At 64.0% G+C, this 18860-nt stretch carries 14 protein-coding genes; 5 read left to right on the top strand and 9 right to left on the bottom strand.

The features are described from left to right. Window position 1 precedes the first annotated feature (1 nt). Window positions 2-2185, top strand: coding sequence for a molybdopterin-dependent oxidoreductase (locus G154_RS02850; RefSeq protein ID WP_019511306.1), 2184 nt, complete (start codon window positions 2-4; stop codon window positions 2183-2185). On the opposite strand, the gene G154_RS02845 is transcribed toward G154_RS02850, so the two are convergent. The 4 genes from G154_RS02845 to ftsY all read right to left on the bottom strand — a co-directional run bounded on the left by G154_RS02845 (window position 2182) and on the right by ftsY (window position 7988). Beyond that, entirely contained in the window at window positions 2182-4662 is a 2481-nt protein-coding gene (locus G154_RS02845; RefSeq protein WP_019511305.1) for a [protein-PII] uridylyltransferase, read from the bottom strand. The genes G154_RS02850 and G154_RS02845 overlap by 4 nt on opposite strands. A gap of 73 nt (window positions 4663-4735) precedes the next feature. Continuing rightward, complete coding sequence (locus tag G154_RS02840; protein ID WP_019511304.1) at window positions 4736-5074, bottom strand: P-II family nitrogen regulator; 339 nt, start codon at window positions 5072-5074, stop codon at window positions 4736-4738. Between the two features lie 39 nt (window positions 5075-5113). Beyond that, the gene (locus G154_RS02835; protein WP_019511303.1) at window positions 5114-6463 is read right to left on the bottom strand and encodes an ammonium transporter; all 1350 of its coding nucleotides are present in this window, start codon (window positions 6461-6463) and stop codon (window positions 5114-5116) included. 172 nt (window positions 6464-6635) lie between these two features. Then, a complete protein-coding gene (ftsY, locus tag G154_RS02830) occupies window positions 6636-7988 on the bottom strand; it encodes a signal recognition particle-docking protein FtsY (RefSeq protein WP_019511302.1) in 1353 nt (450 codons plus the stop codon). Between the two features lie 110 nt (window positions 7989-8098). Between ftsY and fni the strand changes: the two genes are divergently transcribed. After that, the gene (gene fni, locus G154_RS02825) at window positions 8099-9097 is read left to right on the top strand and encodes a type 2 isopentenyl-diphosphate Delta-isomerase (RefSeq protein WP_031601436.1); all 999 of its coding nucleotides are present in this window, start codon (window positions 8099-8101) and stop codon (window positions 9095-9097) included. Here the strand turns inward: fni and G154_RS02820 are convergent. From G154_RS02820 to G154_RS02810, 3 genes are read right to left on the bottom strand one after another with little or no spacing between them, the layout of a single operon-like run. Further along, on the bottom strand, window positions 9094-9363 hold the full coding sequence (locus tag G154_RS02820) for a cytochrome C oxidase subunit IV family protein (RefSeq protein ID WP_019511300.1): 270 nt from the start codon (window positions 9361-9363) through the stop codon (window positions 9094-9096). The two genes, fni and G154_RS02820, sit on opposite strands and share 4 nt — an antisense overlap. Further along, entirely contained in the window at window positions 9363-9935 is a 573-nt protein-coding gene (locus G154_RS02815) for a cytochrome c oxidase subunit 3 (RefSeq protein ID WP_031601435.1), read from the bottom strand. Before G154_RS02815 ends, G154_RS02820 begins: the two co-directional genes overlap by 1 nt. A 5-nt stretch (window positions 9936-9940) precedes the next feature. Further along, window positions 9941-10600, bottom strand: a complete 660-nt coding sequence (locus G154_RS02810) for a hypothetical protein (RefSeq protein ID WP_023985581.1) — start codon at window positions 10598-10600, stop codon at window positions 9941-9943. 186 nt (window positions 10601-10786) lie between these two features. On the opposite strand from G154_RS02810, the gene G154_RS26715 reads away from it, so the two are divergent. Both G154_RS26715 and G154_RS26290 read left to right on the top strand, forming a co-directional pair. Beyond that, complete coding sequence (locus tag G154_RS26715) at window positions 10787-13171, top strand: EspA/EspE family type VII secretion system effector (protein WP_019511297.1); 2385 nt, start codon at window positions 10787-10789, stop codon at window positions 13169-13171. 1481 nt (window positions 13172-14652) lie between these two features. Beyond that, window positions 14653-15768 carry a hypothetical protein gene (locus G154_RS26290; RefSeq protein WP_131701358.1) on the top strand — a complete coding sequence of 372 codons (1116 nt, stop codon included), beginning with the start codon at window positions 14653-14655 and terminating at the stop codon, window positions 15766-15768. 1261 nt (window positions 15769-17029) lie between these two features. Here G154_RS26290 and G154_RS27280 read toward each other — a convergent pair. Continuing rightward, window positions 17030-17158: a hypothetical protein gene (locus tag G154_RS27280; RefSeq protein ID WP_023985580.1), complete on the bottom strand. Its 129-nt coding sequence runs from the start codon at window positions 17156-17158 to the stop codon at window positions 17030-17032. Between G154_RS27280 and G154_RS02800 the strand changes: the two genes are divergently transcribed. Further along, a complete protein-coding gene (locus G154_RS02800) occupies window positions 17157-18095 on the top strand; it encodes a hypothetical protein (RefSeq protein WP_019513375.1) in 939 nt (312 codons plus the stop codon). The two genes, G154_RS27280 and G154_RS02800, sit on opposite strands and share 2 nt — an antisense overlap. Window positions 18096-18182: 87 nt before the next feature. Here the strand turns inward: G154_RS02800 and G154_RS02795 are convergent, their stop codons facing one another. Then, window positions 18183-18809, bottom strand: coding sequence for a hypothetical protein (locus tag G154_RS02795; RefSeq protein ID WP_019513374.1), 627 nt, complete (start codon window positions 18807-18809; stop codon window positions 18183-18185). Window positions 18810-18860: the final 51 nt, after the last annotated feature.

Below are 18860 nucleotides of genomic sequence, written 5' to 3'. Positions count from 1 at the left end.
CATGACAACCGTTGACCTCCCCCTCCCCCAGCGCGCCGCGCCGGCCGAGCCGGACAGCACCACCCACATCAGCCAGTGCACCCTGTGCGAAGCACACTGCGGCATCCACGTCACCGTCACAGACGGTCGCGTCAGCCGCATCGCCGGCAACCCCTCCGACGTCTTCTCCAAGGGCTACATCTGTCCGAAGGCGACAGCGATGGGCGCACTGCACGACGATCCCGACCGATTGCGGACCCCGATGCGCCGCGTCGGCGACCGGTTCGAACCGGTCGGCTGGGATGAGGCCTTCCGCGAGATCGGCCGTCGGCTCCGCACGGTCCGCGACCGCCACGGCTCCCATGCGCTGGGCATGTACCTGGGCAATCCGGCCGCGCACAGTTCCGGCGCCGGCTACGGACTGCTGCTGCGGATGGCCCTGCGCACGCCGAACTTCTTCACGGCGTCCTCGATCGACCAGATGCCCCACGAGTACGCCGCCTGGCAGGTCTTCGGTTCCAACTTCCTGATGCCGGTGACCGATATCGACCGCTGTCACCGACTGGTGGTCATCGGCGCCAACCCCGCGGTGTCCAACGGATCGTTGTCGATCATGCCGGGGGCCAAGCGACGTATCAAGGCCATCCGTGAGCGCGGCGGAACGGTCGTCGTGATCGACCCGCGACGCACCGAGACCGCCCGGCTGGCCGATCAGCACGTGTCGGTGCGCCCGGGCGGCGACCTGTTCCTGCTGTTGGGCATGCTGCATGTACTTGTCACCGAAAACCTCTGCGACACAGCGGCCCTGGCCCGGATCGCATCCGGTTGGACCGAGCTGACCGCGTTGGTCGACGGAGCCACCCCGGAGGCCATGGCGCCGCGTGCGGGCGTCACGGCCGAGCAGATCCGCGCGCTTGCCCGCGATCACGCCGCGGCCGAATCGGCGGCCATCTACGCGCGAATCGGTATCTGCCACCAGGAAACCGGCACGTTGGTCAGTTGGCTGGTGATGGTGATCAACACGGTGACAGGGAACCTGGACCGCCCCGGCGGCACCATGTTCGCGACGCCGATCATCGACGTTCCAGGCCTGGCCAAGCGGCTTCCGATCAAACACGGCACCTACACCGACCGCTCGGGACGGCATCGTTCGTTCCGATCCGAACTGCCGGCCGTCGTGATGGCCGACGAGATGCTCTCCGACGGTCCCGGTCGGATCCGCGCGATGGTCACCTACGCAGGTAATCCGGTGTCCTCGATCCCACAGAAGGGACGCCTGGACGCGGCGATGGCGCAGCTGGATTTCTATGTGGCCGTGGACATGTACGTCACCGAGACCAGTCGGCACGCCGATTTCATCCTGCCTCCCGTCTCGCCGTTGGAGCGCGAGGATGTCAACCTGCTCACCACCGTCTACAGCGTGCGCAACAACGTCCGCTATCAGCACCGCACCTTCGAGCCGCCGGCCGGGGCGATGGAGGATTGGGAGATCCTCACCCGGCTCGCCCTGGAGCTGGCGCCGGCACCGCTGCGGCGGATGCCCGCCACGCTGCGCACCATGCTGATGAAGGCTGTCGACCCGATGCGCACCGCGGCCCTGGTGTTGGCCACCGGCCCGTACGGCAGGCTGCGCCGCGGCCGCAAGGCGATCACCCTGCGCGCGCTGCGCGACAGCCCGGGCGGTATCGACCTCGGTCCGTTACAACCCCGCCTGCGGGAGGTCATCGCCACCGCGGATGGTCTGGTCCAGCTGGCCCCCGCGGCGTTCGTCGCCGACGCGGCCGCCCGATTGGCCGCTGCGGCCGAGGATTCCGGTGCCGGTCGGCTGCAGCTGATCGGCCGACGCAACCTGCGCAGCAACAACTCCTGGCTACACAACGCGCCGACCATGACCGGTGGGAACAACAGGTGCACGGTGCTCATGCATCCCGAGGACGCCGCTGCGCGCGGACTGGTTCAGGGTGCGCTGGTGCGTATCGCCTCCGACGTGGGCAGCATCGAGATCCCGGTCGACATCAGCGATGAGATGCGGCCGGGCACCGTCGCGGTGCCGCACGGGTGGGGACATCGCAACACGGGATGGCAGCACGCCAACACCTTGCCGGGAGCCAATGTCAACGAGTTGCACGACCCGACACGGGTGGACACCTACACCGGGACGGCGGCGGTCAACAACACCTGGGTGACCGTCTCGCCGGCAAGCTAACTGGCTTCGGACACCTTGCGCGGCGGAGTCGGCAGCATCGCGTAGAGCTCGCGTTCCATCTCGGCGCGCACCTCGTCGAGTTTCGTCTCGCCCAGCGCCGGCACCACGATGTTGAACACATCGATGACCACCGAACCCAGCGTCGTCACCTTCGCCCAGGTGATGTCCAGACCACGGCGCTCGATGACCGCGGTCAGCCGCGACAGCAACCCGGGCCGGTCGCCGGCGCGGACCTGTAGCACCAGTTCACCGGGGGCGTCCCCGGTGAACCACAGGATGCGTGGCGGCGCCGTGGCGCTGGTGGCCGGCACCGAAGCCGGCGTCTCACCGGCCCGAGACTGCCCGGCGGCGGCCTCCAGGTCCCGACGGGCCAGCATGTCGGCGACGTCCAGACCTCCGTCGAGAGCGAGGATGAATTGTTGGCGCAGCAGTTCGGCGGCCGGCGGCGTGCCGAAATGCGGTGATACCGCGAAGGTGTTGATGGCCACGCCCTCATGGCTGTTCACCGACGCCGAGTGCACCCGCAGCGCATTGAGCGCCAGTACGCCGGCGGCCTTGGACAGCAGACCGCGCCGGTCCGGGGCGATCATGGTGACGTTGTGGATGTGTGGCCCCTCCCCGGGAACCATCTCCACGTGCACCCCGGCATCGGCCGCCAGCTCAAGATAGCGGGGGTCCACCGGATCGGGGGTGGGCAGCGGTTCACCGGCCATGACCAGCCTGCATCGCCGCACCAGATCACCGATGAGCGAGGACTTCCAGTCCCCCCACACCCCGGGTCCGGTCGCCAGCGAGTCGGCCTCGGCCAGCGCGTGCAGCAGCTCCAGTAACTGCGAGTCGCCGCCTAGCGCCTCGGCCACCGAGGCGATGGTGTTGGGGTCCTGCAGGTCTCGCCGGGTTGCGGTGTCGGGCAGCAGCAGGTGGTAGCGCACCATCTTCGAGAGCAATTCGACGTCGGAGGGCCACAGTCCCAGCCTGGTGCCGATCTGGGTGGCCAGTTCGGCACCGATGATGCTGTGGTCCCCGCCGCGGCCCTTGCCGATATCGTGCACCAGCGCGCCGAGCACCAGCAGATCGGGCCTCGACACGCGGGTCGTCAATGCCGCTGCGCGGGAGACGGTTTCAACAAGGTGACGGTCGACGGTCCAGATGTGCACGACATCGCGCGGGGGCAGGTCGCGGACGGCACCCCATTCAGGGAAGAGCCGACCCCACAGCCCGGTGCGGTCGAGGGCCTCGACGGTGGCCACCGCGGTCGGGCCCGCCGAGAGCAGCACCAGCAGGTCTTTGAGCGCCTCCCGTGGCCAGGGCGTGCGAAGCTCGGGTGCCGCACCGGCCAATCGGCTCAGGGTGGGCGCCGCGATGGGCAGCCCGGTGATGGCCGAGGCGGCGGCGACCCGCAGGATCAGGCCGGGGTCACGTTCGGGCCGCGCGTCCCGAGCCAGGATGACCTCACCGGCGAACTCGATGACTCCCTCGTCGAGGGGACGCCGCGCCGGGCGTCGCAACGCGGCGAAACCGCGGCGCGGCAGGGCATTTCCGGCGGTTCGGATCCCGGCGTCGACGTAGTAGCTGATCGTGCGGGCGGCATCGGAGATCGCCCGCGCCAGGTCGAACCGGTCGCCGATGCGCAGGGCGGCGCCGATCTCGTCGGCGTACTGGGCCAGCACCTGCTCGCGTCCACGCCCGGAGACGCGGTGCAACTCGGTGCGGACGTTGAGCAGTGACAGGTGCGCTCCGCCGAGCGTTCCGGTGGGCGAGGCGAGCAGCCGGCTCGGGTACACGTCGGCCAACTGGGCGATGGCCAGGGCGTTGAGCAGCTGGACGTCGCGGATGCCGCCGCGACCGTTCTTCAGGTCGGGTTCGGCGCGGTGGGCGATCTCACCGCTGCGCTCCCAGCGCGCCCTGGTGTGTTCGACGAGTTCTTCGAAGCGACCGGCGATACCGATCCGCCACTGCCGGCGTGCGCCGCCGGTGAGCAGCGCGGAAAGCTCTGCGTCACCGGCGATGTGGCGGGCGTCGAGCATCGCCATCCCGACCGCGATGTCTTCACCGGCGACCTTCAGTGCCTCGGGAACGGTCCGGACGCTGTGGTCGATGCGAATGTTGGCGTCCCACAACGGGTACCACAGGAGTTCAGCAACCTTGCTGACCACATCGGCGGGCATATTGTCGTGCAGCAGTGTGAGGTCGAGGTCCGAGTAGGGTAAGAATTCGCCGCGGCCCAGTCCCCCGGTGGCGACGATCGCGAATCCGCTGGTGGCGGTGATGCCGATCTCGGTTGCTTTGGTGGACAACCAGAATTCGTGCAGGTCGAGCAGCGCGTCGCGCAGACCCGCCGAATCCAACTGCTTACCGCCGGTGTTGAGAAGTTGTGCGGTGGCCTTCGCCAGATCGGTGGCCGGACGCGGCGATCCCGCCGCCGGGGCTTCCCATCGGGCTGCCCCGGCGGCGGGATCTGGTGTCTGATCAGTCATTTCGGTCCTCCCCCGGCCCTACGTTGAACGGTCTTGCGTACATGGCCGGGAAACGACCTCCATCACCGGATGATCAGAGGGCGTCGACTCCGCGCTCTCCCGTGCGCACCCGCACGACGGTTTCCACCGGGCTCACCCACACCTTGCCGTCGCCGATCTTTCCGGTACGGGCGGCCTGGACGATGACATCCACGACCTTGTCCACGGCCGAGTCGTCGACGACGACCTCGACGCGCACCTTGGGCACGAAGTCCACCGAGTACTCGGCGCCGCGGTAGACCTCGGTGTGGCCCTTCTGGCGGCCGTAACCCTGCACCTCGCTGACGGTCATACCGAGGATGCCCGTCTGCTCCAGGCCGGTCTTGACGTCTTCGAGAGTGAATGGCTTGACGATCGCGGTGATCAGTTTCATATGGTCGATCCTTCCAGGACTGGAGTCAATTGTTCGCGATCATGCGAGTTCATAAGCGGTTTCTGCGTGCTCGGTCTCGTCGATGCCGGTGGCCTCTTCCTCTTGACTGACTCGCCAGCCTAGTGGCTTGACCACGAAGGCGATGATCGTCGTCAGCACCGCGGTGAACAGCAGTGCCACACCTGCGATCACGACCTGGACCACCAACTGCTTGTAGTCACCGCCGACGAACAGCCCGGTTTCGGTGGCGAAGAAGCCCAGCGACACGGTGCCCCAGAGGCCGGCGATCAGGTGGACGCCGACGACGTCGAGCGAGTCGTCATAGCCGAACTTGTACTTCAGGCCGATTGCCAAGGCCGACAGGATGCCCGCGATCGCACCGACGACCAACGACCAAACCGGGGTCAGATTGCCACAGGCCGGGGTGATGGCGACCAGACCGGCGACCACACCGGAGGCGGCGCCGACGCTGGTGGCATGCCCGTCACGCAGACGCTCCACGAGCAACCAGCCGAGCATCGCGGCCGCGGTGGCGGCGGTGGTGTTGACCCACACGAGGCCGGCAACCATATCGGCACCACCCTCGGAACCGACGTTGAAGCCGAACCAGCCGAACCACAGGATGGCCGCGCCGAGCATCACGAACGGGATGTTGTGCGGACGGAATGCGGTCTTGCCGAAACCGGTCCGCTTGCCCAGCAGGATGGCGAGCACCAGTGCCGCCATACCGGCGTTGATGTGCACCACGGTGCCACCGGCGAAGTCGATCGGTGCGACGTTGGCCGCGCCTTCCTCGTCGACACCGAACAGCTTGGCCGCCAGGCCCTGATCGCTACCGGAGAGCAGACCGCCGCCCCAGACCATGTGCGACAGCGGGAAATACACGAAGGTGACCCACAGACCACCGAAGGCCAGCCAGGTGCCGAACTTCATGCGCTCGGCGACCGCGCCACTGATCAGGGCGACGGTGATGACGGCGAAGGTCAGCTGGAAGGCGACCCAGACGATGGCCGGAACTGTGCCGAAGCCGCCGAGCACGTAGGACTCGGCTCCGTTGATCTCGCGCACCTCGGTCAACTGATTGACCCCGAAGAGCGAGAACGGGTTATCGAAGAACAGGCCGGGCGTCTCGCCGGTGTGCGCGGAGGCGAAGGACATCGAGTAGCCCCACAGCACGTAGATGACGCTGACCAAGCCGAGCGAACCGAAAGACATCATCATCATGTTCAGCACGGACTTCTGCCGGGACAGACCTCCGTAGAAGAACGCCAGGCCCGGGGTCATGAACAGCACCAGGGCGGCGGATGCGAGCACCCATGCCGTGTTGCCGGAGTCCAGACCTCCGGGGCCGAACGGCAGGAAATTTTCGTCGGGTATGGCCAGGGCCACATCGTGCAAGCCAGGAACCACTTTGTATGAACCTCCTTGGGAAATGCGCCGCTGTAATCGGCCTCCCGAAGAGACTCTTTTGCCCTCGTTTCATCGGTGGTTCACCGATGTTTCGCGTGCGTGAACGGATTCCCGTTGTCTGTTACACGTGTGTTTCCGGGTTGCGCACGCGCTATCCGAGCAGCGCGTCGACGAATGCCGAGGGCTCGAACGGAGCCAGATCGTCGGGTCCCTCACCGAGACCGACCAGCTTGACCGGGACGCCCAGTTCCTGCTGAACGCGGAACACGATGCCGCCCTTGGCGGTGCCGTCCAACTTGGTCAACACGACGCCGGTGATGTCGACGACCTCGGCGAAAACCTTGGCCTGCGGAAGACTGTTCTGACCGATGGTGGCGTCGAGGACCAGGAGCACCTCGTCGACCCTGGACCGCTTCTCCACCACGCGCTTGACCTTGCCGAGTTCGTCCATCAGACCGGTCTTGGTGTGCAGCCGGCCCGCGGTGTCGACGACCACGACGTCGGCGCCGGTCGCAATGCCCTTGTCGACGGCGTCGAAGGCCACCGAGGCAGGGTCGGCGTTCTCGGGCCCGCGCACGACATCGGCGCCGACGCGCGCGGCCCAGCTCTGCAGCTGGTCGGCGGCGGCGGCGCGGAAGGTGTCGGCGGCGCCGAGGACGACCCGGCGTCCGTCGGCGACGAGGACACGGGCCAGCTTGCCGACCGTGGTGGTCTTGCCGGTGCCGTTGACGCCCACCACGAGCAGCACCGAGGGCTTGTCGGCGTGCGGGAGTGCCCGGATGGACCGGTCAAGGTCGGGGCGCAGTTCGGCGACCAGGACGTCCTTGAGGACGGCGCGGGCGTCGGCTTCGGTGCGCACCGACGCGCTGGCCATCTTCGCGCGCAATGCGGTGATGACGTTCTGGGTGACGACGGGGCCGAGGTCGGCGATCAGCAGGGTGTCCTCGATCTCTTCCCAGGAGTCCTCGTCGAGGTCGCCACCGCCGAGCAGGCCGAGCATGCCGCGACCCAGCGTGCTCTGGGATTTGGCGAGGCGGCCACGCAGTCGCTCGAGGCGGCCCTCGCTGGGTGCGATGGGTTCGATGACCGCGGCCGGTTCGGCCTCCGCGGCCGGCTCCGGTTCCGGTGCGGGCTCGGGCTCGGCTGCGGGCTCTTCCACCGGCGCGGGCTCTTCCACCGGCGGCTCGACAGGAGTCTCGACGTCCGGCTCGGGCAGCGTGACCTCGGAGAACGTGCGCTTGGGCGCATCCCGCGGCACTGCCGCGTCGTCGCCGACACCCGGAAGGCCGGTGGTGTCGATCCGTTCGACCGGCGGCGCGGCCGTCGAGGAACTGAACGTGATGCCCGTCGAGGCTTTGTAACCACCCGACTTGTCGATCTCGGTGGTGGTGTCGGGAGCGGAGAGACTGATCCGACGCTTCCGGTAGCGCACCAGTCCGACGACCAGTGCGACGACGACCAGTACGGCTATGACCGCGAGCGCGATCCACAAGGCATCAGACACCCGGCCATTGTCTCAGGGACCGACGGCCGGGTTCATGGCGCACTCCGCCGGGTCGGGCCGGATGTGGCAATGTCGATCCGGTGAGCATCGGCCCCGGCTTCGACGACCGCATGCAGGTGCGCAAGCGTCGGCATATCGACGTCTGCCTATCCGAGGCCGTCCAGTACCAGACGGTGCGCACGGGTTTGGAGCGCTACCGGTTGCCCTACAACGCACTCACCCAGACCGACCTCGCCCGCATCGACCTGAGCACGCAGTTCCTCGGTAAGCGACTGGCCGCGCCGGTGCTCATCGGCGCCATGACGGGCGGCTCGGAATTGTCGGGCACCATCAACCGCCATCTGGCCGCGGCCGCACAGTCACTCGGTGTCGGGATGATGCTCGGCTCGCAGCGCATCATGCTCGGCGATGAGTCGGTCACCAGTTTTCATGTGCGCGATATCGCCCCCGATGTGCTGCTGATCGGCAATATCGGGCTGGCGCAGGTGGGTGTGGACGTGGTGCCGTCGTTACGCGATGCGCTGGCATCGGTGGGCGCCGACGCGCTGGCGGTGCACACCAATCCGCTGCAGGAGGCGATGCAGTACGAGGGTGATACCGATTTCGCCGGGTCGCTGGCCCGGCTCCAGCAGGTGATCGCGTCGGTCGGGTATCCGGTGTTGGTCAAAGAGGTGGGCCACGGGATCGGTGGGGTTGCCGCGCGCGGGTTGGCCGATATCGGGGTGGCCGCCGTCGATGTGGCCGGCGCCGGCGGGACATCGTGGGCACGCGTCGAACAGTTCGTGCGCTACGGCTCGGTGAGCGATCCGGATGTGGCCGAGTGGGGTATTCCGACCGCGCAGGCCTTGGTGGAGGTGCGCTCTACGCTGCCGTCGATGCCGCTGGTCGCCTCGGGCGGCATCCGCGCGGGCATGGATGCGGCCAAGGCGATCGCGCTGGGTGCCGATGTGGTCGCGGTGGCGCAGCCGTTGTTGGTGCCGGCGATCGAGTCCGCCGCCGCGGTCGAGGATTGGCTGGGACGTTTCATCGCCGAGCTGCGCGTGTGTTTGCACGGATGCGGCGCACCCGACCTGGCCGCGTTGCGTGCCGGTGGGATCGACCGGGTCTAGAGCCAGAGGTAGAGCGCCGACAACAGCGCCCACATCCCCACGCAGTACGCCTCGAACGCCGCTCGCAGAGCGATCGGTGCGTGGCGCAACTCCATGAAGTCCAGCCCGACCAGGCGCACCTTGATGGCGGCGATACCCAACACCACCACCGCCACCAGTGATCCGGTGCCGTGCACGGCACCGACCGCCCAGGACAGCACGGTCGCGGCGACCAGGAACAGCCAGCTGGCGCCCGCCCGGTTCGTCAGAAGCTTCAGTGCCGTCATCAGCTCACCAGATAGAGCAGGGCGAAGAGGAAGATCCACAGCAGGTCGACCAGGTGCCAGAAGCACGCTGCCCCTTCGACCAGCGCGGTGCGGGTGTCGCTCAGGTCGTGTCGGCGGGTTTGGCTCAGCACGAACGACAGCGCACCCAGACCCAGGCACACGTGGAACAGGTGCAGGCCGGTGAGGATGAAGTAGTACAGGTAGAAATCGTTGGCGCCCGGCCCGTGTCCCGCGGCACCCAGCGAGACGTATTCGTAGACCTTGAGCGCGATGAAGGTCATACCCAACACCGTCGCGGCGGCCGCCGACCTCGTCGCGATGGCGTGCTGATTGGCGCGCATCGCGTTGATGGTCAGCACCGCGCAGAGCGAACTGGTCAGCAGCACAAGGGTATTGGTGACACCGACCCCGATGTGCAGGGTGGTGCGCGCCGCATCGAACACCTCCGGCGCCGTGGCGCGTTCGACCAGGAAGGTGACGAAGAAGGCGCCGAACAAGAGCATGTCGCCGAACAGGAAGACCCAGGTGCCGCTTTCACCGGGGATGCGCCGGTTAACGATTGGCGTGGCCATGGCGCTCACGCGCGGGCCCGCGCGCCCTGTTCGGCGCTGATCGATTTCAGCATCACTGCCGTGGTGCTGAACAGCCACACCACCAGGACCAGGCCGGGAATGTAGAAGGCGAAGACACCGTCCCAGGCCAGCGGGCCATCGTTGAAGACGACCACCACGCAACCGGGTAGTGAGAGCGTGGCAACCCAGAGGTTGAGGTAGCCGTACCAGCGCGGAAAGGTCGGCGGGTCACCCTTGTCGATGAATGCGGCAGCGGCCAGCGTGAGGTTCTGGACGATGATGGTGCCGACGATGCCGATGAACCACAGCCAGAACACATCGTTGAGGGCTTGGGTGAGTTCGGCGGACCGTTCCTCGGGCCGGAAGGCGGCGACACCGAGGAAGAACTGCGGGAACAGCAGGGCCGGCACGAAGACGGTTGCGGCCATCAGCTGGGTCATCGACAGCATCCCCCAGCCGCCCTCAGCGCGTCGGATCCGCAAGATGATGGCGGCCAGAAACGGCAGCGCCACTACGGCGCTGAGCAGAGCGCCCGACACACCGAACCGGATCCAGAGCTTGTGGTCGACGAAGAAGGCGGCGATCTGGTCGGCGGACGCGGCCGGTGACAGCGGCGGGAACAGTTGGGCTATACCGGAAAAGCTGGCGCCGTAGAGCAGGATCATGACGGTTCCGCACCAGGCGCCGATGCGTTGCAGGGTCAGCTCCACAGCGGCAGGGTACCGAGGGAGCGGTCCCGGTTTTGTCACTTTTGCCGTTTTACGGTTCGGCAAGCCTCTCCCAAAGAGGTGCACTTTCTGGCATCGTCCGGCAAATAGACTCAAAGGGCTGGATCGGGGGACGGAGATCAGGTGGGTGCGCTCGAGGGATTCTTGTCGACGTGGGACAAGGCTCGCCGGACGTTCGGGGCGGGGGTCCCCCAGACCGGTGAGCAGTTCGACCAGAGCGCACAACTGCAGCAGCTGCAGTCCACGGTGCAGACCGCCGCACCGGGGTCAGCCTGGTCAGGCACGGCCGCCAACGCCTACGGCGAGGTGAACAAGGAACACGCCCGGGTGCTGGGCGAGCTGGCCGTACTGGACAAGCGGTTGGCCAGCCACGTCAACGAGTCGGCCAACGTCGTCGCCACCGGCCGGCAGAACCTCGACAATCTGCGCCAGTGGGTGGTCGACGCCGCGGCATCGGTGCCACCCGGGAAGAATCGCGAGCAGTTGATACTGCCGATCGTGCAGAAGGGCCTCGGCGAGCTGTCCGGGATCGTCAGCACATCCAATTCCGAATTGAACCGGGTGGCCGGTGACATCACCAAGCTGGGCACCGAATGGGATGCGTTGCAGGATCAGAAGTTCGGTGGCGCGGGCAAGGAGGACAAGCCCGAGCAGCGGGACGATGAAGTGCAGCTGGTGAGCAACGAAGAGGCGCTTGAAGGGGACGGCGCGACCGAGGAGAACGCCAACGATCGACTCAAACGCGAGATCGACGAAGGCACCAACTTAGGCAGCAGCGACGGAGCATCGCTGGCCGATGGCCAACTCACACCTGAGGAGTCAGAGCGCCTCAAAGATGCTGCCTCGCTCTCAGCCGATGAGAAAGCTGACCTCAACAACGGTAGTTTGACCATTCCGCCACATCAGATGGCATACCTGAATGGACTGTCGAGTTCGCTCGACGGAAAATCCCCAGCTGAGATCAAATCAATACTCGCAAAACTTCCGCCCAGCGAAGCGCAAGCAGTATCGAACGCGCTGCATATCGTCGGCAGCGACAAGGTGCATACTGAAGGCGCCAGCACTACGCTCAAGCCTGGCGAACACGGTTACGTTCCGCTGAACGGCGGAAAAGATAACCTACCACAGAGCATCCAGAGCATCTTTGATGCGCCCTTGATCGATTCGCAACTGCCCGAACAAAAGACGCTTCCTGACGGACGCATCGTCATCGACACTTTCGACCCAAATAAGCCCTATAACTACCTCGATGAATATCGAGACATTGCCGCCATCGCCGAGTACGGCGACCCTAGTTTACAACGGGGAAGCGCTCTAAACGACGGGCTGCTCGCCGAGTCCCGCGAGCTCCTCGAAAACTTCGAGAGCAAAGACTGGCCTACCTTCGGCAGCACGGGTTGGGCTCATGAGAACTTGGATCCCGCACTACAGGACATGTTATCGGCTGCCTCCCATGATCCAATTGCCGTCCATGAGGCGCTTGCCGGAGCGGGAGGCACCTCTCCCAACAATGAGTTCATTGGCGACCTACTTAAACACGACTGGGCCGATGATGGCCTGGCGGCTGGAACACTGTTCCCCGATGCCGCCGATACATCCGAGCGCGCAGGCCAAGTTATGCACGCTGTCGACATATACACAGGTCAGAACTACCAAGAGCTACTTAATATCCACGACAAGCAATCGCTCGGCCAGATCAATCCCGCACTGACGCAGGCACTCGCGCAAGCCAACATCCCGTATATCGACGACATGTTCAATGCGAATGTGAACGACACCAAAGGCTTTGAGTCACTTGATGGACTCAACAAGCCGGGCGGTAATGCCAACATGGATGTGACGCGGGGACTATTTGCAGTCATCGATTCAGATCCAGTCGCTAACAAGGACTTCAACGGCGCGGCAACAGACCTGTGGAAGGGCTACGTGAGCCAGTACTCCGACTCTCTCGTCAACGGGCAAGCACCCGATGCCGGAGCGCTGCAAGCTGCAGGCTATCTACAACGAATGATGGACCAAGGCGAATTCTTGAATCAGTACGATCAGACCGGAGACAAGCAGGCCGCAGCGACCGCAGCACAGCAGTCCCGAGCCCTTTGGTACGACACCATTCACGACGGTGTCAGTCTATTTCCAAAAGCTGGCGACGTAATCTCCGTGTACGACGCCTTGCCGGGCGATCCATTGCGTGATTTTTTCGTTGGCGCTCCACCAAAAGAGGATTACCCGAACCTGCCCGCGAAGAACATCAATGAAGTGATACACCTTGCGACCGCATACGCAGCAGCAAAAGGCGCAGGCGATCTAGCAATACTCGACCAATACATGAGTGACGGGGCCCTCGATCCGTTCAACAACAACGCCAGCGCCACAACAGCCATGACCACGTACCTGTCGGAACTGGCCAAAGGAAACGACATGGGATTCAATCTCTACACCTCGGCATACGAAACAGGACTCACAATTTCCGACGACGAGCTGGAGGAGCTGAAAAATGCCGGTTCTTAAGCCGCCCCGCAAGGCCGCGCTCGCAGCCATCATTGCTGTGTCTGTATTGACTTCATGCGGTACGTCACCGTCACAAGAAGGGCCAAAAGAGGATCTCACTACACCGAACTGGCCTGAGCGAATGGACAACTTCCGCTTTCGCTGGACATCCGAGCCTGGGATCGATCTAACAACTGGCGAATCTGTTCCATTGCGTGCGTACCTAGAGTCGTGGCTGGCCATCTCTTACACCAACAACCAAAAATCTGGCTACCCAGGCTACGACCGTGCCACGCCCGCATACGTGGAGCCATGGACGCCCGAATGGCTCGCACTACCTCAGGCAAATCGGATGACACACGCGTTCTTAGGTGGACCAGAGCAAGACCAGCAGCAGATGTATGGACACGAAGACCTTCACGTTCTACAGATTGACCCGATACCAAATGGTTTTAGGTCATTCGTCTGTGATGCAACATTTTCAGCCTATCGAAAGATGCCCGACAACGAATCGTTCATCCCGCTTAAAGCTGAACTGTCCAGCACGGCACAAAAGGCCGACAATGCCAACATGGATGTTTGGAGGATCGAGTTTTCGACCGAAGGTCCGACAACGGCTAGGGCTCCGAAATCTCCTACGCAGCCACAAAGAGGTCCACTTCCAGCACCAACAGGCGATGTGTTCGGCCCGTGGTTTGTTACCGGATTCCAATCCGTGAAATCCTGGGTTGATAGTGATCACCGGGACCTTGCGCCTGACAGCCAAGAGATTAAGACGCTCGAGTCGGAAGCCCGTGGTGTAGAGGAGTCGATGCGCCAACGTTGCCTTGACCGATACCCAGCTAGCGCAGCACAGCGGTTGAGGTCGGCAAGTACCGCACTTCGTAGCCCCCCACCTGTGGAGCCAGCAGAACCAGGGTGGCCTGAGTAGGCACGTACCGAACAGCCAAGATGCACTTGTTCAGAAAACGTGGCCGCTACTTCACAAGGATATAAAGGCAAGTGACTTGAAATACGTGCTGATTCGACATGAAATACATGACCCAGGGGATTCAGCGGCACGCTCCAACGGGCATCATCCCGAACATTGAGCAGCCAGACATCATCACTCCACTATGAAACAACTGACTCCTCCCTGCCTTTAGACGCTCGCCATAGATCGCTCCAGGTCGCCCAGGGATGGTCAGGACACGTCACCGGCCCAGCGGAACTGAGGCTCGTCAATACTGAGTATCCCCACACACCACGGATCGTTTAGCGCGCAACCCGATCGGGCCGTAACCTCACCGACACCGTACTCCTAAGACTCTTTTTCTCGGATTCTCCGCAGCGCGATGAACACAGCTCACGTACGCAAGCTTCACCGCGAAACTTGCGCTCCACGCACTCTCTTCCATCAACTAAAGTGGCGGGTAGGTCAAGGGTGGATAGCATCCGCCGATGATGATGGTCGAAGATTGAGGTGGATCGGTGACTGCGCACGGAAGTGAAAGGAGGCTGCGATGACCAACCTGCCTCCGCCGGGTTGGGATCCGCTACAGCCGAGTTCGCAGCATCAGGATGATCCCCCGAAACCCCAATACGGACACGGACAGTTACAGCAAGTTAGCTGGGCGCCGCCTCCTCCGCCACCGAAAAACAGCATCAAGTGGCTGCTAATTGGCATTGCTGTCTTGCTTGTGGTTGCTATATCCGTGGGGGCTACCCTTCTCTTCACACGGAGTGGCGATACAACTCAAGCAACCTCGTCGACTCCTTCAGAGTCCGACGTTGCAAGCGCGAACGATACGGGGCCGGTGTCTGTCATCACAGAAGACCCTACGTGCGAACCCTCCCGACCGATTATCAGTTCATTATCGCAGCGGCAAAAAATGGGCTGGACCGAACGCGACATAACAATCCCGGCCTCAGAGTGGACCGACAGCCAGCGTTCGGTTTACCAAGATGTTGCGGACGCAATGCGGCGAGCTGCCGACCAAACCGTGGAACTAGCCAAGGCCACACCTCACCGCGCAATGCGCGAGTTGTACTTGCAAGCAATTGCCTTTTGGCGGGCATATGCCGACTCCCTTCCTACGTATACCGAGCGCGACAATGCGCTCGCGGTGGTGACCACAGACTTGGCTGGAGCTATCGTCTCCATTTGCGCGGCGATCGATTACGGATCTGCCGCAGCGCGAGTTCCCTTTGTTTCGACTCCAAGTCCTCCCGATGTCGAACATCGACCAATCGACGTGAACTCTCCATCAATATTCATTGGCGACACCGGAAATGCTGTGTGCAAGGATTGGAAAGACGTTTCGCGGAAGTTTGATTCGGACGTCACTCAATGGCAAGCCATCGATCCGAACTTAACGGCAGGTCAGTGGACCGCGGAACAACGCCGCGTGATGGATCAGTCAGCAGACATTATGCGGAAGTACGCAGTAGACCTACTTGCACTTGGCAAGCGGAGTGGCAACCCAACCCTTTTTGATTTGTCGTCCTTATCATCGGTGTATTGGGACGCATTTGCCGCCTCTATCGACAGCTATAATAGCGCTGACAGTTATTTATCTTCTGTGGCGAATTATGCAAACTTCGCGATCTACTATGCATGTGAATACGCTGAAAGTTAGATTTTATGGGGTTTTCGAAACCGTCAGGTAAATACGCCGATGAAATGATCACTCCAGGCGGGTGGCCCGATGTTGATGAACAAGCAATAGCGGCAAAGGCGCAGGCACTTATAAACACACTCCGGAGCCTCACGCAGGCTTCTGAAAATTGGCTACGCGAGCACACTGAGCTCACCTCGGGGGCCATCTGGTCGGGGCCAGGCGCTAACTCGGCGACCGAAGCCACATCGAAGAGTGTTGCTTCTATGAGAAATCAGCAGCTGAGTCTTGTGCGCACGATATCGTGGTACACGAATACGTTCACACAAGTTTTAAATACGAAAATTTCGATTTTCAACAGAGTAATCCAGGCCACGGCCGAGATCAGCGAGCTTGAATCGTCAAGCCTTAAGCCCGATGTGAGGCAGAAGCGTATAGATGAGTTAGTCCGATTGACAAGAGAAGCTAACGTGGCCGACGTCGAGAACACAGCAATCTCCACGCGGCTGGATCGGTGGCAACCAAGCGAAGGTCAGCTACAGACTTCGCTAGACCGGATCCTGCGTACTCCACCCGAGATGGTGTTTCCAGAAGATCCGAGGTCCGGCGACACCGTGCCCGCACCAACCAGCCAGCCGAACGGGAGGCCCGACCCGGAACCAGTCCACTTCGTCAATGGTCGCAGGGATGTGACCAGTGGTGCCCCCGATCCCGACACACTGGCATCAGGGGAGAGCAAGGCGCCGCCGCCTGCCGCGCCGACTCTCAACCTAGATATGGAACCAGAGCCGGTCTCGCCTCCCGGTACCCCTGTTTCCGATAACACCCCGCCCCCAGCAGCACCGGTGGTGAAACTAGATGAGCAGCCGAGAGCGGCACCTACTCCTCCGCCATTGAGCGGGCCAGGAGTCGGTCGTCCGCAAACGCCAGTTGGGGCGGCTGTGGGCTCGAGCCCTCATCCCGCACCGACGACGAACTTCAACTCAACGGGGACCTCGGCACCATCACCCGGCCTGGGCGGCGGTTCATCTTCCGGAGGCGGCGGCTTGGGCAGCGGGAGCAGTTCAGGCGGTGGTGGAGCTTCCGGCGGAACATCCCAATCCCCCGCAGCCTCGGCTGGCAATGCCGCGGGATCCGTTGCCGCACCGGTCAATACGCCCCAGCAGGACTTCCAAAAGGGCTTCAACGACATCACCAAGGCCGCCGGCTCAACGCAACCTCCGCTGACCCAAGCACCGCTAGGACAGCCGTCCCCGGCACCGGCAACACCGGCACCCGCGGTCTACCAACCGCCCGACACGTCGAGTGCCACCTCGCCGGCCGCCGCAGTCAACCACACCAGCGGACCCGTCACACCCAGCGCTCCCGCACCCGCGGCGCCCGCCGCGCCACCGGCCGGCGCCCCGCCCATGCCACTGGCACCCCCGTCGACACCGGCTCCTGCCGCACCGGTCGCACCCACGGCCGGAACCGCCGGCCCCGCCATCGCACCGACCTCGACCAGCCAAGGCGCCGCGGGCGCCGCGGCCGCGCCGGTCCCCATCTCCGCCGCGCGCGCCGAACGCGATGCCATTGCCGCCGCAGCGACCGCAGGAGCCCTGCGCCGCAAGGGAAACAATCCACGCCAACTGGCCCGGCACATCGCCGCCGCGCTCAACGTCGACATCACCGACCCCAGCCTGTTCTGGATCGCCGGCGTCACCGGTGACGGTCAGATCCTGGTCGCCAACAACTACGGGCTCGCCTACATCCCCGAGCACGTCCAACTGCCGCCACAGGTCAAGATGGTCTCCGCCGACGAATCCATCCCCGCCTCCACCCGAGGCACCTGGGCCACCTATCCCCTGCTCGCCCTGCAGGAATGGGTACGCCACCACAACGTCACCCTGCAGGCCGTCATCGGCACCGAAGCAAACCTCAAAGGCTTCGACCTCGGCGCCGCCCGCGACATCCTCACCCCGGAGGACATGCCAGAAAGCGGGAAGATGCAGGGCCGCAGCCGACTTGAAGTCATCGCCCCAGCCGTGGCCACCAAACTCGCCACGGTGGGACCAGCCGGGCTGGCCGAACTCCTTCCGCCCACCCCCGCCGACGCCACCCCACCACCAGACAACCGGATCAACCTGCTGCTCGAAGTGTGCAAGCCGCTACTGAGCGCCAACCCCGACCGCGCCGGCGCCCACCTCAAAGCGATGATCACCTACGCCGACCATCTGCAAGCCGTCGCCCTGCATAAAGCCCAAACAGCGCTCGACCCCGAACTCCAACGCGCCGCCATCACCGACTGGATCTACTGGCAACACATCAGCGTGCTCACCACCGACGCCCTACCGGCAATGGTCAGCTGAACCCCCGTAGTACTACAGGCAGGACCAGTACTACGGGTATTACTACGTTTGCGGAGGCATTGTCACCGAGCCAGACGACAGCACGCCCTAAAGATTGATCGCCGCGTTGTTTTCAGCCGAACGCGACGGCTTGTCGACTGGAGCACGCTCACCGCGCTCGCCCGCTTCCGAACGCTCCTCGGGCTTCGACTCGCCGTCCTTTGATTCCTTGTCGGAGAACTGCTCGACGATCTGCTGAACCTGCTCCCCCACCTGCTGGGCACCCTGCATGGCCGACTGAGGCAACGACGCCACCATCCCACCGACCTGCTGAGGAATCTGCGCGGCCTGCTGGGCCATCTGTATGGGCATTCCGAGCATGCCGCCGAGCTGCCCGCCGGCGCCGGCTCCAGAGGCCCCACCGGCACCCGCAGCACCGGCAGATGGCGTGATCGCCTCTTCGATCTTGCTCTTGAGGTGCGCATCGCCTTGGCCGTACCGGCGGGCCGCCTCGATCACCGACTCGGCCGTTCCGGTCGCCGCCGTCTTCAGCGGGGGCAATCCCTCGATGATGGGCCCTTCGGCCTTCGGGATATCGGCGGCCAACGCCTGGGAAAGTGCATCGGACCCCAATGAGGGAGTGAACCGCTCGGGCGCATCCGGCAAACTCTGCGCCGCGGCGAGCAGCCGCTCACCGGCAGCGTTCAGCAGTTCGGCGTCAACTTTCAGATCCATCGGGCCACCTCCAACCCCAAAAACCCTACCGGAGCCCCCGACCCCAAACGC

Origin of the sequence: Mycobacterium sp. VKM Ac-1816D, assembly GCF_000416385.1 — a bacterium.
GTDB classification, from domain to species: domain Bacteria; phylum Actinomycetota; class Actinomycetes; order Mycobacteriales; family Mycobacteriaceae; genus Mycobacterium; species Mycobacterium neoaurum_A.
This window is presented reverse-complemented; position numbering and strand designations above follow the sequence as displayed.